At 43.6% G+C, this 15,446-nt stretch carries 13 protein-coding genes and 2 tRNA genes; 1 reads left to right on the forward strand and 14 read right to left on the reverse strand.

What is annotated here, in order from left to right; genetic code table 11:
• Nucleotides 1–11: 11 nt before the first annotated feature.
• The 11 genes from infB to rlmE all read right to left on the reverse strand — a co-directional run bounded on the left by infB (nt 12) and on the right by rlmE (nt 11,307).
• Entirely contained in the window at nt 12–2,663 is a 2,652-nt protein-coding gene (gene infB / locus GQA99_RS15350; RefSeq protein ID WP_160055245.1) for a translation initiation factor IF-2, read from the reverse strand.
• A 25-nt stretch (nt 2,664–2,688) separates the two neighbouring features.
• Nucleotides 2,689–4,188, reverse strand: a complete 1,500-nt coding sequence (nusA, locus tag GQA99_RS15355; protein WP_160055248.1) for a transcription termination factor NusA — start codon at nt 4,186–4,188, stop codon at nt 2,689–2,691.
• Between the two features lie 31 nt (nt 4,189–4,219).
• Nucleotides 4,220–4,675, reverse strand: a complete 456-nt coding sequence (rimP, locus tag GQA99_RS15360) for a ribosome maturation factor RimP (RefSeq protein ID WP_160055251.1) — start codon at nt 4,673–4,675, stop codon at nt 4,220–4,222.
• A gap of 170 nt (nt 4,676–4,845) precedes the next feature.
• A tRNA-Met gene (locus GQA99_RS15365) sits at nt 4,846–4,921 on the reverse strand.
• Between the two features lie 82 nt (nt 4,922–5,003).
• A tRNA-Leu gene (locus GQA99_RS15370) sits at nt 5,004–5,090 on the reverse strand.
• Nucleotides 5,091–5,103: 13 nt separating this feature from the next.
• Nucleotides 5,104–5,439: a preprotein translocase subunit SecG gene (gene secG, locus GQA99_RS15375; protein ID WP_160055254.1), complete on the reverse strand. Its 336-nt coding sequence runs from the start codon at nt 5,437–5,439 to the stop codon at nt 5,104–5,106.
• A 4-nt stretch (nt 5,440–5,443) separates the two neighbouring features.
• Complete coding sequence (gene tpiA / locus GQA99_RS15380) at nt 5,444–6,226, reverse strand: triose-phosphate isomerase (protein ID WP_160055257.1); 783 nt, start codon at nt 6,224–6,226, stop codon at nt 5,444–5,446.
• 138 nt (nt 6,227–6,364) lie between these two features.
• Nucleotides 6,365–7,702: a phosphoglucosamine mutase gene (gene glmM, locus GQA99_RS15385; RefSeq protein ID WP_160055260.1), complete on the reverse strand. Its 1,338-nt coding sequence runs from the start codon at nt 7,700–7,702 to the stop codon at nt 6,365–6,367.
• Nucleotides 7,703–7,779: 77 nt separating this feature from the next.
• Nucleotides 7,780–8,613: a dihydropteroate synthase gene (folP, locus tag GQA99_RS15390; protein WP_160055262.1), complete on the reverse strand. Its 834-nt coding sequence runs from the start codon at nt 8,611–8,613 to the stop codon at nt 7,780–7,782.
• Nucleotides 8,614–8,682: 69 nt separating this feature from the next.
• Nucleotides 8,683–10,632, reverse strand: a complete 1,950-nt coding sequence (ftsH, locus tag GQA99_RS15395; protein ID WP_160055265.1) for an ATP-dependent zinc metalloprotease FtsH — start codon at nt 10,630–10,632, stop codon at nt 8,683–8,685.
• 45 nt (nt 10,633–10,677) lie between these two features.
• Complete coding sequence (gene rlmE, locus GQA99_RS15400) at nt 10,678–11,307, reverse strand: 23S rRNA (uridine(2552)-2'-O)-methyltransferase RlmE (RefSeq protein WP_160055268.1); 630 nt, start codon at nt 11,305–11,307, stop codon at nt 10,678–10,680.
• Nucleotides 11,308–11,397: 90 nt separating this feature from the next.
• Here rlmE and yhbY point away from each other — a divergent pair, with 90 nt between their 5' ends.
• Complete coding sequence (gene yhbY / locus GQA99_RS15405) at nt 11,398–11,700, forward strand: ribosome assembly RNA-binding protein YhbY (protein ID WP_160055271.1); 303 nt, start codon at nt 11,398–11,400, stop codon at nt 11,698–11,700.
• A 72-nt stretch (nt 11,701–11,772) separates the two neighbouring features.
• On the opposite strand, the gene secF is transcribed toward yhbY, so the two are convergent.
• From secF to GQA99_RS15420, 3 genes are all read right to left on the reverse strand, one after another.
• Nucleotides 11,773–12,681, reverse strand: coding sequence for a protein translocase subunit SecF (gene secF, locus GQA99_RS15410; protein WP_160055396.1), 909 nt, complete (start codon nt 12,679–12,681; stop codon nt 11,773–11,775).
• Nucleotides 12,682–12,744: 63 nt separating this feature from the next.
• A complete protein-coding gene (gene secD / locus GQA99_RS15415; RefSeq protein WP_160055274.1) occupies nt 12,745–14,568 on the reverse strand; it encodes a protein translocase subunit SecD in 1,824 nt (607 codons plus the stop codon).
• 138 nt (nt 14,569–14,706) lie between these two features.
• On the reverse strand, nt 14,707–15,216 hold the full coding sequence (locus GQA99_RS15420) for a hypothetical protein (protein ID WP_206194583.1): 510 nt from the start codon (nt 15,214–15,216) through the stop codon (nt 14,707–14,709).
• Nucleotides 15,217–15,446: the final 230 nt, after the last annotated feature.

A 15,446-nucleotide genomic window follows, 5' to 3' on the forward strand; every position in this document is an offset into this window, starting at 1 on the left:
TCCAATGGTGCTTACAAGGTGCGAGCTATTTCGACTGTTTCGAAGACCTCAATTTGGTCTCCTACGCGAACGTCGTTGTAGTTCTTCACGCCGATACCACATTCCATGCCATTACGGACTTCTTGTGCATCGTCTTTAAAGCGACGTAATGATTCAAGTTCACCTTCGAAGATAACCACGTTTTCACGAAGTACACGAATAGGTGCGCTACGCTTAACCAGACCTTCAGTAACCATACAACCGGCAATAGCACCCAGTTTAGGTGACTTAAACACATCACGAACTTCAGCAAGACCAATAATCTCTTGTTTAAATTCAGGTGCAAGCATACCAGTCATTGCAGCACGAACTTCATCAATTAAGTTATAGATGATGCTGTAATAACGCAAATCAACACTTTCAGCTTCAATCGTTTTACGAGCCTGTGCATCAGCACGAACGTTAAAGCCAACAAGGATTGCATTAGAAGCTGCTGCAAGTGTTGCATCAGTTTCAGTTAATGCGCCTACGCCACGTGCAATAATGTTCACTTTAACTTCGTCTGTAGACAGTTTAGTTAATGAATCACAAATTGCTTCTAGTGAGCCTTGTACATCCGCTTTAAGGACGATGTTCAGTTCTTGTACTTCACCTTCTTCCATGTTGGCAAACATGTTTTCTAGCTTAGACTTCTGCTGACGAGCTAATTTAACGTCACGGAATTTACCTTGACGATAAAGTGCAACTTCACGCGCTTTACGTTCATCACGTACAACCGTCGCTTCGTCACCTGCTGATGGCACACCTGAAAGACCTAAAATCTCAACAGGAATAGACGGGCCAGCTTCAGTGATTGCTTTACCATTTTCGTCTTTCATCGCACGGATTTTACCGTACTCTAAACCACATAAAACGATATCGCCTTGGCGTAATGTACCTTCTTGAACCAGGATAGTTGCCACAGGGCCACGACCTTTATCAAGTTGTGATTCAATAACCACACCTGCAGCCATAGTATCGCGAACTGCTTTAAGTTCTAATACTTCAGCTTGTAACAAGATACCTTCTAACAGTTCATCGACACCAGCACCTGTTTTAGCAGACAAGTGGACAAACATGTTGTCTCCGCCCCAATCATCAGACATAACACCATGCTGAGAAAGTTCACTCTTCACGCGGTCCGGATCAGCTTCTGGCTTATCCATTTTGTTAACCGCAACGATTAGTGGAACATTACCTGCTTTAGCATGTTGAATTGCTTCAATCGTCTGCGGCATTACACCGTCATCAGCAGCAACAACAAGGATAACAATATCAGTCGCTTTAGCACCACGAGCACGCATTGAAGTAAATGCAGCGTGACCAGGTGTGTCTAGGAAGGTGATCATGCCATTGTCAGTTTCAACATGGTAAGCACCAATATGCTGAGTAATACCACCGGCTTCACCTGCGGCAACTTTAGCACGACGAATATAATCAAGTAGTGACGTTTTACCATGGTCAACGTGACCCATAATGGTAACTACTGGTGCACGAGACTCAAGCTTGATATTGTCATCACGATCTTGCAGTACTTGGTGCTCTAATTCGTTTTCACGGATTAGTACCACTTTATGGCCCATTTCTTCAGCAACCATTTGGGCTGTTTCTTGGTCAAGTACCTGGTTAATAGTAACCATTGAACCCATTTTCATCATTTGCTTGATGATCTCAGTGGCTTTAATTGCCATTAAGTGAGCAAGTTCAGAAACGGTAACTGTTTCACCGATACGCACATCGCGCGTTACAGCTGCGGCTGGTTTGTTAAAACCATGAGCCATAGACTGTGGTGCGGTGCTGCGGTTACGCATGTGTTTTTCACGACCGTCTCGTGCATCTTTACCACCACGTTTCTTGTTGGTGTTTTTGTTGCGTGCACGGCGACCACGTTTTTCATCATCCGCATCTGAGCTATCTTCTGCTGCACGAGCAACTTTAGACGTCGTAATGTGGTGATCACTGTTCTTTTCAGCTTCTAAGCGCAAACGCTCTTCTTCGGCCCAACGCTTCGAGTTTTCTTCAGCTAATTTGCGAGCTTTTTCTGCCGCCTGTGCTGCTTCTTCTTTCTGCTTTTCGGTTAATACCGCTTCTTGAGTTGCTTTTAAGCGCTCAGCTTCTGCTTTTGCTGCTGCAGTTTCTGGATCAGTTACTTTAGACGCTTTTGGCTCTGCTTTCGCTTTTTCTGATTTCACTTTGGCTTCTGCTTCTGCTTTTTTCTTGGCTTCTGCATCAGCTTTTGCTTTCGCTTCTGCTGCTGCCTTTGCTTCTGCTTCAACCTTTGCTTTAGCTTCCGCTTCGGCCTTGGCTTTTTCTTGCGCTTCTAATTCAGCTTGTTTTGCTAAATCAGTGTCGTCACGCTTTACAAAAGTACGTTTTTTACGAACTTCTACTTTTACGTCTTTAGACTGTCCACCAGTACTGGCAACGCTTAACGTTGACACTGTTTTACGCTGAAGCGTCATTTTAGTTGGTGCAGTATCTGCGCCGTGTTGCTTTTTCAGATAGTCTAAAAGCTGCTGCTTTTCCTGTTCTGAAACGGTATCTTTTTGTTGCTTTTTAATACCAGCATCCGAAAACTGTTCGATTAAACGATCAACCGATTTTCCTACTTCTGCTGCTAATTTTTCTACGCTTGTATCTGCCATCAATTAAATCCCCCTGTTGATCGACTTATGCTTCTTCGCCAAACCAACAGATGTTGCGGGCAGCCATAATAAGCTCACCTGCTTTTTCTTCTGTTAATTCTTCAATATCAATTAAATCGTCAATACCTTGCTCGGCCAAGTCTTCTAAAGTCACTACACCTTTGCTCGCAAGAACATAAGCTAAATGTCTTTCTAATCCTTCCAATGCTAATAAATCATCACTTGGCTCTGCACCATCTAACGCTTCTTCAGTAGCTAGTGCTCTTGTTGAGATAGCTGCTTTTGCACGTTCACGTAATGCCGCGACGATTCCTTCGTCAAAGCCATCTATTGCGAGTAGTTCAGATTCTGGGACATAAGCGATTTCTTCAAGTGAAGTAAACCCTTCATCAGCCAGTACACCCGCAAAATCTTTATCTACATCTAATGAAGCAACAAACAAATCAATCACTTTTGCACTTTCTGCTTGGTGTTTCTTGTTCATGTCTTCTACTGTCATTACGTTTAATTCCCAACCTGTTAGTTGAGTCGCTAAACGTACGTTTTGGCCATTACGACCAATAGCCTGTGCTAAACTGTCTGCTTCAACAGCGATGTCCATAGAGTGATTATCTTCGTCCACAATAATAGACGCAACATCGGCTGGCGCCATGGCATTGATCACATATTGAGCAGGATTATCATCCCACATCACGATATCAACACGCTCGCCACCTAATTCGTTTGATACGGCTTGTACACGTGCACCACGCATACCCACACACGCACCAATTGGATCGATACGACGGTCATTTGATTTAACCGCGATTTTAGCACGCGCGCCTGGATCGCGAGCCGCACCCATAACCTCAATCATTTCGTCGTAAATTTCAGGTACTTCAACGCGGAAAAGCTCAATTAACATTTCTGGCTTGCTACGTGTTAGAAATATCTGAGCGCCACGCGCTTCTGGGCGTACTGCGTACAATAATGCACGAACACGGTCACCAGGGCGGAATGATTCACGACTAATTAAATCTTCTTTAAATAATACGCCATCAGCGTTATTACCTAAATCAACCACTACGCTTTCACGGGTGCTTTTTTTAACAACACCAGTGACGATTTCACCTTCACGCTCAATAAACTGTTCAACAATTTGCGCGCGTTCAGCTTCACGTACTTTTTGTACGATAACTTGCTTAGCGGTTTGCGTGGTAATACGGTCGAAAGCAACTGAGTCAATTTGATCTTCAATAAACTCACCCACTTGGATGCCAGGCTCTTCAAATTGAGCGGCTTCAAGTGTGATTTCGCTGTATGGATTCTCTAAGGCTTCACCCTTATCATCAACCACCATCCAACGACGGAAAGTATCGTAGTGACCGGTTTTACGATCAATCGCAACACGAACTTCAATATCACCTTCGTATTTTTTCTTGGTAGCAGTAGCTAAAGCAATTTCTAGCGCTTCAAAAATTTTTTCGCGCGGAACGCCTTTCTCATTGGAAACCGCTTCTGCGACTAGCAGGATCTCTTTATTCATTTGGTCTTGCCTCGTTCTTCACCTGAAACTATCAAAACTTAGCGATAATGTTGCCTTTGCGGATATTATCCAAAGCAACAATCAAGTCTTTACCATCAACTTTGATGGTGAGCATTTGCCCATCAACACTAGTGATGACGCCTTTTAAATTTCGACTACCCGCAACAGGCATAGTCAACTGTACTTTCGCATCTTCACCGATGTAAGCGGCATATTGCGCTGCTGTAAATAACGGTCTATCTACTCCAGGCGAAGATACTTCTAATGTATATTCTGTAGAAATTGGGTCTTCAACATCCATAACTGCGCTAACTTGACGACTGGCCTCAGCACAATCTTCAATGTTGATGCCATTCTCGTGATCAATAAACACACGAAGAATTGAATGACGACCAGCTTGAACATATTCAATGCCCCAAAGCTGAAAGCCTGACGCTTCAACTGGAACCGTTAACATTTCAACTAGCTTGGATTCTATTGTTGCCAAAAATGACCCCCGAAAAAACAAAAAAAGGGCTAAAAGCCCCAGAGCAATCCGTCAAAATCACGGATATTTAAAAGTCCATATAACAAAAAACCCCGTAATCACGAGGTCATTTTATTATAGAACCTGTAAATTGCGATTTAAATTCTAACAGAAAATAAATCGCAAGGAGCTGGTTGCGGGGGCCGGACTTGAACCGACGACCTTCGGGTTATGAGCCCGACGAGCTACCAACTGCTCCACCCCGCGTCAACTGCATGCAAGTATATTGATTTACGTCATATCTTGCAATAACTAATCAAACACAATCCTTGGTTTGTTAGTTATAATTTGGTGCCGAGAGCGGGACTTGAACCCGCACGTCCGTTAGGACACAGCCACCTCAAGGCTGCGCGTCTACCAATTCCACCACCTCGGCGTCACCTGGTTTACTAGTCAGGAATTTTAGTTTCTGACTGTTCGGTTTGCACAGGCGCTTCATCTATGATTTGCTCTGCTGCAGTACCTAAATCGTTCCATTGATCATTCTGCTGTGTGTGGTTGGCACTTAAGTTACCAATCACTAAACTTAACGCGAAAAAACCAATCGCTAAGACAGCAGTTGAACGGGTCAGAAAGTTACCTGAACCGCTTGAGCCAAATAATGTGCCTGAAGCACCGGCTCCGAAAGATGCGCCCATATCGGCACCCTTTCCTTGTTGGATTAAAATTAAGCCGACTAGACCTATCGCAACCACCAAGTATACAACTATAAGAACTTCGTACATATTATTACGCGCTCATCGCTATGGTACATAAACTTAAAAACTCAGTAGAGTTCAGACTTGCACCGCCAATCAGACCACCATCAACATCAGGTTGGGCAAAAATATCTGCCGCATTATTGGGGGTAACACTACCACCGTAAAGAATCCTGATATTCTCTCCAATAAATGGAGACACTTCAGAGAGGCGATTGCGAATAAACGCATGTACTTCTTGTGCCTGCTCTGGTGTAGCGCTTTTACCTGTCCCTACTGCCCATAAAGGTTCGTAGGCGATAATTGCGTTATCGAAAGCCATGGTACCGTTTTTTTCAATTACTATATCTAACTCTTCAGCAATCACCTCAAAGGTGCGTCTTGCCTCTCGAGCCGGACCTGATTCACCGACACAAAGTATCGGGGTGAGTCCGTATTTTTGTGCAGCAGCAAATTTTTCTGCCACAATATTACTCGTCTCTCCGTACATACGGCGACGTTCGGAATGGCCGATAATAACATATCGACATCCTGAATCTTTTAGCATCTGCCCGGATATTTCACCGGTGTACGCGCCAAAGTCATGTTGACTAAGATTTTGCGCGCCCATTCTAACAAGCGCACCGTCTAAGGTTTGCTTATTGGCTTCAAGCAGCTGCCTAACACTTTCAAGATAAATTGAAGGCGGGCATAAAACCACTTCAGCTGAATCATTTTGGAGCTTCGTTGCAAACTTTTTAAAAAGCTCTTCAGCTAATGCTGAATTGCCATTCATTTTCCAGTTGCCAGCTACCATAGGACGTCTGAGTGCCATCACTGTCTCCTTTGAAAGCGGCGTGAATAATAGCGAACCACTTATCAAGTTACAATAGGTAAAAGGGGAATATTTCAGTTTAATGGTCGAAGCGTCTACTTTTTGAGCGCGCAACGACATTCCTGAATATTCAAATAATTAACATGCTGCTTTTACCGCCTCTGCGATGCTATTTGCATGTGCAAGCACTTGTGCATGATCATCTCCTTCGACCATGACTCGGATTAACGGTTCGGTACCCGACTTACGTAATAATACTCGTCCACGGGCTCCCATTTGTGTCTCCACTTTAGCCTGCGCCATTTTAACGGCATCGGTGTCAAGTGGATTAGTCGTTCCTTCAAAGCGAACATTGACTAACACCTGAGGTAACATTTTCATTGGTTCAGTGAGTTGTTCAAGCGTGGCTTGCTGTCTGCGCATTGCTGCTAGTACCAAAATACCCGCTACGATGCCATCACCAGTTGTACCGTGATCCAGGTTTAGAATGTGGCCAGAGTTTTCACCACCAATACGCCAGTCATGTTGTTTCAACATTTCCATGACGTATCTGTCACCAACATTTGAACGAACAAATGGAATATCAAGCGCTTGCAATGCGAGATCTAACCCTAAATTCGACATAAGGGTACCCACTACACCGCCTTTTAAAATACCACGTTTTTGCGCATCTACGGCTAAAATATATAATATTTGGTCACCATCTATCACTTCACCAAGACGATTAACCATCATAATGCGATCGCCATCACCATCTAGGGCAATACCTAGGTCGGCTTTTTCAGCTATTACTGTCTCACAAATTTTGGCCATTGAAGTGGCGCCAACTTTATCATTAATGTTTAAACCATCAGGCTTATCACCAATGGCAAACACCTCTGCACCTAATTCACGGAATACATTGGGGGCGATGTGGTAAGTTGCGCCATGGGCACAATCAACCACGATTTTTAAACCTTCGAGGGTTTGATCTGCCGGAAAGTTACCTTTGCAATATTCAATATAGCGGCCAGCTGCATCATCAATTCGACGCGCTTTACCTAATAAGTGCGATTCAACACACACAAGTGGTTTTTCAAGCTCGGCCTCAATTTCAAGCTCAATGGCGTCATCAAGTTTACTGCCATCGGTTGAAAAGAATTTGATGCCATTGTCGTAATAAGGGTTATGTGATGCACTGATAACCACGCCGGCTTCAGCTCTAAAGGTTCGGGTTAAATAAGCAACGGCAGGTGTCGGCATTGGGCCAAGTAACAGCACATTTAAGCCCGCAGCAGATAAACCAGCTTCTAAGGCTGATTCAAATAAATAACCTGAAATACGCGTGTCTTTACCAATAATGACTTTTTGAGTGCCATTTCTCGATAACACACGCCCCGCAGCCCAGCCTAACTTTAACGCGAGTTCTGGGGTCATTTTACCGTCCCCTACTTTACCGCGAATGCCGTCGGTTCCAAAAAATTGTCTTTGTTTCACAGGTCCCCACTTAAGTGATTCACTTTGTGATTAATATTATTATGTTTTTTATAAATGATATGCACTGACCCATTTATTTATAACTGTTCCATGGTGGCAGACATCACTTTAAGCACATCGACTGTTTCGGCAACATCATGCACACGAATAATCTGCGCGCCTTGTTGCACCGCAATTAATGCCCCCGCAAGACTACCAGCAATGCGTTGGTCTGTATCACGACCTAACAAGTTGCCAATCATACTTTTACGAGATAAGCCAACTAATAGCGGTAAGTGAAACTCATGCAGCTTAGGTAACATGGCTAGTAGGCGGTAATTATGCGCTAAAGTTTTACCAAAGCCAAAACCTGGATCAAGAATTAATCGCTCACGCTCAATGCCAGCGGCTTCACAATACGCGATACGCAATTCGAAAAATGCGGCAACCTCGTCAACGACATCATCATATACGGGTGCATCTTGCATCGTTTGCGGTTTGCCTTGCATGTGCATTAAGCAAATTGGCACATCAAGCGACGCGGCCATGGCTAACGCGCCCGGCGCTTGCAATGCTCTTACATCATTAATTAAGTTGGCACCTGCATTCACTGCAGCTTCCATCACTTCGGGTTTGCTGGTATCAATTGAAATCCACACATTATGTTTTTTAGCGGTATATTCAATAATGGGTAGCACTCGTGAGAACTCTTCAGCCACAGAAACTTCAGCAGCCCCAGGGCGAGTCGATTCACCGCCAACATCAATTATTAATGCACCTTGCGCAACCATATCATCAACATGACGGCACGCCTGTTCAAAGTCACTATATGCGCCGCCATCAGAAAAAGAGTCAGGAGTAATATTAACAATCCCCATCACGATGGGTGATGTTAAATCAAGGGTTTTACTGGCATGAGTTAATTGAAACACAGGTAATGTCCTAACGTAGATTAAAAACAAGAAAACCCCTTTCGGGGTTTTCTTTATTGGCTTGATTATTTATTTAGCAGGAGATTCATCTGCATCACTAATATCAGCTTTAGGAGCCTCTTCAGACTTTTCTTCTTCAACTTTAGGAGCGCTATTTCCGCCACCTTTGTCGTCAGACGATTCATCCTTTTGCCATTCGGCTGGCATCCGTACTTCACGGCGATTCATCAAATCATCGATTTGCAGCGAATCAATCGTTTCGTATTTCATTAACGCATCTTTCATCGCATGTAAAATATCCATATTTTCTGTCAACATGGTTTGCGCACGTTGATAGTTTTTATCGATAAACATTTTGATTTCAGAGTCAATTAATGTTGCCGTATCACCTGACATCGCTTTTGATTTACCCATACTGCGTCCGAGGAAAACTTCGTTTTCTTCTTCAGCGTACAGCAAAGGGCCTAGCTTGTCAGAGAAGCCCCATTGAGTCACCATGTTACGCGCAATGGATGTTGCGTATTTAATGTCTTGCGATGCACCGGTAGACACTTGCTCGCTGCCATAAATAAGCTCTTCAGCTAAACGTCCACCATAAGCGACTGAAATTTGTGATTCAAGCTTGCGACGACTTTGGCTAACAGCATCGGCCTCTGGCAAGAAGAAGGTCACACCTAATGCACGCCCGCGAGGAATAATGGTCACTTTATGCACAGGGTCATGCTCTGGCACTAAACAGCCCACAATGGCATGGCCAGCTTCATGATAAGCAGTCATCTCTTTGTCAGATTCAGACATCACCATAGAGCGGCGTTCAGCGCCCATCATGATTTTATCTTTAGCACGTTCAAACTCTTCCATGCCAACAACGCGACGGTTACCACGAGCAGCAAATAGTGCAGCTTCGTTGACTAAGTTTGCTAAGTCTGCACCAGAGAACCCTGGTGTACCACGAGCAATAACACTGGCTTTAACATCGTCAGATAAAGGTACTTTGCGCATGTGCACTTTAAGGATTTGTTCACGACCACGAACATCAGGTAAGCCAACAACTACTTGACGGTCAAAACGACCCGGACGAAGTAATGCAGAGTCCAATACGTCAGGGCGGTTGGTTGCAGCAATAACAATAATACCTTCGTTACCTTCAAAGCCATCCATTTCAACCAACATTTGGTTTAATGTTTGTTCACGCTCATCATGACCACCACCAACACCGGCACCACGTTGGCGACCTACCGCGTCAATTTCGTCAATGAAGATAATACAAGGCGCAGACTTTTTAGCTTGTTCAAACATGTCACGCACACGAGATGCACCAACACCCACAAACATTTCTACGAAATCAGAACCTGAAATAGTAAAGAAAGGCACCTTAGACTCACCAGCAATCGCTTTAGCAAGTAATGTTTTACCAGTACCTGGTGGCCCCACCATTAATACGCCCGTAGGAATTCGGCCGCCTAATTTTTGGAATTTAGTTGGGTCACGTAAATAATCAACCAGTTCTTTTACTTCTTCTTTTGCTTCATCACAACCCGCAACATCAGCAAAGGTGGTTTTGATTTGATCTTCGCTCATCAATTTGGCTTTACTCTTACCAAATGACATAGCGCCTTTACCGCCACCGCCTTGCATTTGTCGCATGAAGAAAATCCACACGCCAATCAGCAGTAACATAGGGAACCAAGAAATAAAGATTTGGGTCAGGAAGCTTGATTCTTCAGCTTCTTGGCCTTTCATGGTAATACCTTTACGATCAAGATCATTAATTAAATCTTGGTCATACATAGGCATTATGGTGGTGAACTTCTCGCCGGTACGTTTTGTCCCTTCAATCGTTCTTTGGTCGCTTTTAATTTCGACCGTGTTAATTTGACCATTTCGGACATTGTCCAAAAAAGCGGAGTAATCCATCTTCTGCGAATTCGAAGAAGAGGGGGAATAACCCTGAAATACTGACATCAGCACAACAGCGATGACAACCCAGAGTATTAAATTTTTTGCCATGTCACTCAAATTACTAGACCTCTTAACAGTCCTGCGATTATTAACGTTAGACTACTACAACTTGTAACCAGTCGCCACTAGATAGACTTCTCGAGAGCGCGCTCTAGAGGAGTCTGGTTTTCGGGTTTTCACTACTTTGAATGCCTCTTTAACTGTTTTCATGTAATCGTCAAAGCCCTCCCCCTGAAAGACCTTAACAGCAAAACAGCCATTAGGCGCCAACACTTGATGACACATATCTAGCGCTAATTCCACTAAATACATGGCTCTAGGTTGGTCTACAGCATCCGAACCACTCATGTTCGGTGCCATATCCGATAATACCACATCCACTTTATCTTGCCCTACTCGGTCAAGCAATGCCTGTAGTACTTTGTCTTCTCTAAAATCACCTTGCAGAAAATCAACACCCACAATTGGATCCATAGGTAAAATGTCACACGCAATGACTTTACCTTTTTCCCCAGCCAATTTCACCGCAACTTGTGACCACCCACCAGGTGCTGCGCCCAAATCAACAACCGTCATACCGGTTTTAATTAAATGATCTTTTTGTTGGATCTCTTCTAACTTAAATGCAGCACGAGAACGTAACCCCCGTTTTTGGGCTAATTTCACATAGTGATCATCAAAGTGTTCTTGCATCCAACGAGTTGAACTCGCCGTACGTTTTTTGGTTACCATTTAAATTCCGCAACGATTCAGAGTTACATAAGCCTTATATAAGGGTAGAATACCGGTTTTTCAACAGTAACTCAGCAAAAGTTGGTACAAATGAACTTAACAACCAAACAAAAACAGCATTTAAAAGGTCTGGCGCACAGTCTAAAGCCAGTGGTGCTGCTTGGTGGCAACGGACTGACTGAAGGTGTTCTGGCTGAAATTGATAGCGCTCTTACACATCATGAATTGATTAAAGTGAAAGTAGCCTCTGCCGACAGAGAGCTAAAAAATGCCATCGTTGACGCCATTATACGTGAAACCCAGTCTGCGAAAGTGCAACTTATTGGTCATGTATTAGTTATCTTCCGTCATTCACCAGAAATGAAGATAGCTTTGCCTAAGGCAAAAAAATAGTTAAACATTCAATATAAAAAAGCCGCTGATTTCAGCGGCTTTTTTTATGAAAAATAATTAATCGATTTATTTTTACGGTGTATCAGGTAACGGCACTATCAGATAATGCTCGGTTTTAAGCCCTAAAAACTCTGGTAATGTTGCACCAACAGAAATAGAAGACCATGTGCCAGTTAAAATCCCAATAAACATTGCGATTGAAAAACCTTCAAGCGGCGCACCGCCCATAATCCACAATGCCACCACTGTTAGCAAAGTCGTACCTGATGTCACCATAGTGCGAGAAAAAGTAGACTTAACCGCCAAATTATTAATATCCGTCGTATTCCATTGCGGTTTTGCCACTAATTGTTCACGCACTCTATCGGCAATAATGATGGAGTCATTCAGCGAATAGCCTAAAATGGCCAAAATAGCGGCAAGCACCGTTAAATTGAATTCCATTTGGCTTAAGGCAAAAAAGGCTAATACAAATACCACATCGTGCACTAGCGCAAACAAAGCTCCTGATGCAAGACGCCATTCAAACCGGTAACTTAAATACCCCATGATACATAACATCGCGACCAATAAGGCTAAGCCACCTTGCTCAACTAGCTCTTGGCCCACTTGTGGTCCCACTATGCTACTGTTCAGTACTGTCAGATTAGACGTTAAAGGAGCTAAAACTTGCTGTAATTCAGGGCGTTGATTTTCATCGGGAATATTGGCATAGCGCAGCACCCAACGTCCTGGATCGCTGGCAGATATGACACTCACATCTTGTTGATAAGCAGCGGTCATTAACGGTTGAATTTCGCTAGCGGTAATGTGTTGATCAATTTGAATCTCAGTCACCACACCGCCGGTAAAATCTAAGCCCCAATTAAACCCTTTTACACCGATAACCGTTAACGACAACAACATTAATACGACAGAAATTAAGCTTGATGCATAACGCCATTTGGTTAAGTACCGTAAGGCGTTTGATGAGTTGGTCATCTGTACAGAATTCATTTGTTTTAAGTTCACTTTTTTTGAGTTTAATTCATTTGAGTTCATTGTTTACACCTTAATCGCGCGACGAGTGTCACGGCCATACACTAAATTAATGATTGCACGAGACGCAAAAATGCCAGTAAACATGCTAGTTAACAAACCCAAACCCAGCGTTAATGCAAACCCTTGGATAGGCCCATTGCCAATTGAAAACAACACAACCGCGGTTATCATTGTGGTAAAATTCGCATCGATAATTGTTGAAAAAGCGCTGTCAAAACCGACATCAATGGCACTAGCAAAACTGCGCCCGTCAGCTAATTTATCCTTAATGCGTTCAAAAATAAGCACGTTAGTATCAACCGCCATACCGACAGTAAGCACTAACCCAGCGATGCCAGGTAACGTCAGTACAGCGCCAGGAATCAGTGCCAATAAGCCAAACAACATCACCATGTTGGCAATCAATGCTACGTTAGCCACCCAACCTAAACGGCGATACCAACATGCCATAAATAACAGCGTTACCGCCATGCCCAATGCCAGCGCGGCAAATCCGTTCACAATATTCTCTGCCCCTAAGCTTGGGCCAATGGTGCGCTCTTCCACTATTGTTACTGGCGCCGTCATTGAACCCGCTCGAAGTAATAGCGCTAATTGCTGTGCCTCTTGATGTGTTCCTGCGCCAGTGATTTCAAATTTGCTACCTAGCTGGCTTTGAATAGTCGCAACACTAATAATTTTAGTGGTCTGTTGAGCTTGGCCTTTATCATTACGGCTATATTCGCTATACGCTGTCGCCATCGGTTTACCGATATTGTCACGGGAAAAGTCCGACATAAGCTTGCCACCGGCAGAATCTAAGCTGATATTCACTTTTGACATGCCAAAGTCACCTACCGCAGCTCGAGCATCAACAATATGATCGCCGCCTAATACGGGCTTGCGAGCAACATAAACCGGTTGATCGCTTTCATCTTTAAGCACGATGGCATTTACCGACCCGGTTTCTGCTACCGGGTAGAATGCTAAGCTTGCAGTTGCGCCAATGACATTTTTAGCCGTTGCAGGGTCTTGCACTCCAGGTAACTCGATGCGAATACGATTTTCGCCCTGGCGTTGCACCAAAGCTTCGGTAATACCGAGTTCTTCAATCCGGCTTCGCATAATTTGTAAGTTTTGTTGCACGGTAAGATTCGTGAGCTTTACTTGCTCACTGTCGCTTAACGACACTAAAAGCGTGTCTTGGTGCCCTGAGACTTGCCATAAGGGATACTGCTCGGCAATAAATTGCCTTATCAGTCCTCGATCATCTGTTTGCGTTGTCTCAATTGACACTTCAGCGCCGCCAGCTTGGCGTACCAGTACACCACTAATGTGCTCTTGACGCACAAATTGCTTTACCGAATCACTTACCATAGTCGATTGATTTTTAAATACTAAATCCAGATCGACATCAAGTAAAAATTGTACACCGCCACGTAAATCCAAACCTAATTTGATAGGTTCAAAGCCCATGTTTAATAACCAATTAGGCGCCGCTGGCGCTAATGCCAACGTGACTTGTGCGCGGTCGGCAAATGATTCTGACAAGATATTTTTAGCCAGGGTTTGCTGATCAGCTTGTTGTAACACCACCAACACATTTTGCTGCTGTTGATCTATTCGTTTACTGCTAATCCCGGCATGACTTAATACTTTATACACCTGTTCAGACGAAATAGTATTCGTGGGTTTGGTCGATAACTGCACTGCTGCATCTTCGCCATACCAAGATGGCAAAGCACTTAAAAAAAGTATGATTAACGTCACAATGAGCACCCAGTATTTCCACTGAGCATATTTATTAAGTTGCTTATTGAACGGTTTATTGTTGTCTATTGATGTCATAACACTTGCTCTCACTACACCGCGGCCAATGGCCACGATAAAAATGCATAGCGAACGATACAATGCCTAAAGCAGTGACCTGTTCACAATGAAATCCATTAGCTTAGCTAATAGAATCGGTAGTCAAAGAAATGTTAGCTAACAGGTTTGAGCGTTTACGAAGAGTAAGTTTGATTCTTTCCAGGCGGAAATACGAGAAGGGCCAGATGCTGATGATAATACCCAGTCTAATTGCGGACTAAAGTTAACTTGATAGCCAATTTCCAAGCTCGGGATCGGCGGGGACACAAACTCATAAGCGAGTAAATAATTGGGATTTACTTCATCAGGTTGATGTTGAGCAAGGTTAATGTAGCGCGCAGAATATGTTGGCACATAATGGATGTCGTTTGGACTAGGTTGCGGATTGATATCAGTATTGGCACTGTCAAAACCAACATAGCCTAATAATGTTGTTTTCACATCGATTAAACGAGGATTAATGACAACGCTTGCACTGATCTCAGCGCTAAAACTGTCAATAACGTTTACTTGATTTGTAGACGCCGCGGACAAACCACAGTTAGCCAAATGCTGAGATGGTGTGACCACACAATCGCTCAATGAAACGCTATTTAATTGTGGCGCACTAATTTGAGCCGTCGACATTATTAAGACACGGCTATTGATAAGGAAGAGTGAACCCAACCCCACAATAAGCAACATCAGTAATATTCGAGCCCAGGGAAACGTCATTTATACCTTAACGCATGAGTGTCTATGTACATTTTAGTCAACCGACGGTTGTTTTAAGCCGATAGCACAATCAAAATGTAACCATAATGTAAAGTGTGTTGATAGTAGCGATACACTCAATATTGCGCAAATGAATTCTTATA

Origin of the sequence: Shewanella litoralis (assembly GCF_009828585.1) — a bacterium.
Classification (GTDB): domain Bacteria; phylum Pseudomonadota; class Gammaproteobacteria; order Enterobacterales; family Shewanellaceae; genus Shewanella; species Shewanella litoralis.

Coding starts and splice junctions, on each gene's coding strand:
- infB (WP_160055245.1), bottom strand. CDS start 2,663: ATGGCAGATACAAGCGTAGAAAAATTAGCAGCAGAAGTAGGAAAATCG.
- nusA (WP_160055248.1), bottom strand. CDS start 4,188: ATGAATAAAGAGATCCTGCTAGTCGCAGAAGCGGTTTCCAATGAGAAA.
- secG (WP_160055254.1), bottom strand. CDS start 5,439: ATGTACGAAGTTCTTATAGTTGTATACTTGGTGGTTGCGATAGGTCTA.
- tpiA (WP_160055257.1), bottom strand. CDS start 6,226: ATGGCACTCAGACGTCCTATGGTAGCTGGCAACTGGAAAATGAATGGC.
- rlmE (WP_160055268.1), bottom strand. CDS start 11,307: ATGGTAACCAAAAAACGTACGGCGAGTTCAACTCGTTGGATGCAAGAA.
- yhbY (WP_160055271.1), top strand. CDS start 11,398: ATGAACTTAACAACCAAACAAAAACAGCATTTAAAAGGTCTGGCGCAC.
- secF (WP_160055396.1), bottom strand. CDS start 12,681: ATGACCAACTCATCAAACGCCTTACGGTACTTAACCAAATGGCGTTAT.
- secD (WP_160055274.1), bottom strand. CDS start 14,568: ATGACATCAATAGACAACAATAAACCGTTCAATAAGCAACTTAATAAA.
- GQA99_RS15420 (WP_206194583.1), bottom strand. CDS start 15,216: ATGTCGACGGCTCAAATTAGTGCGCCACAATTAAATAGCGTTTCATTG.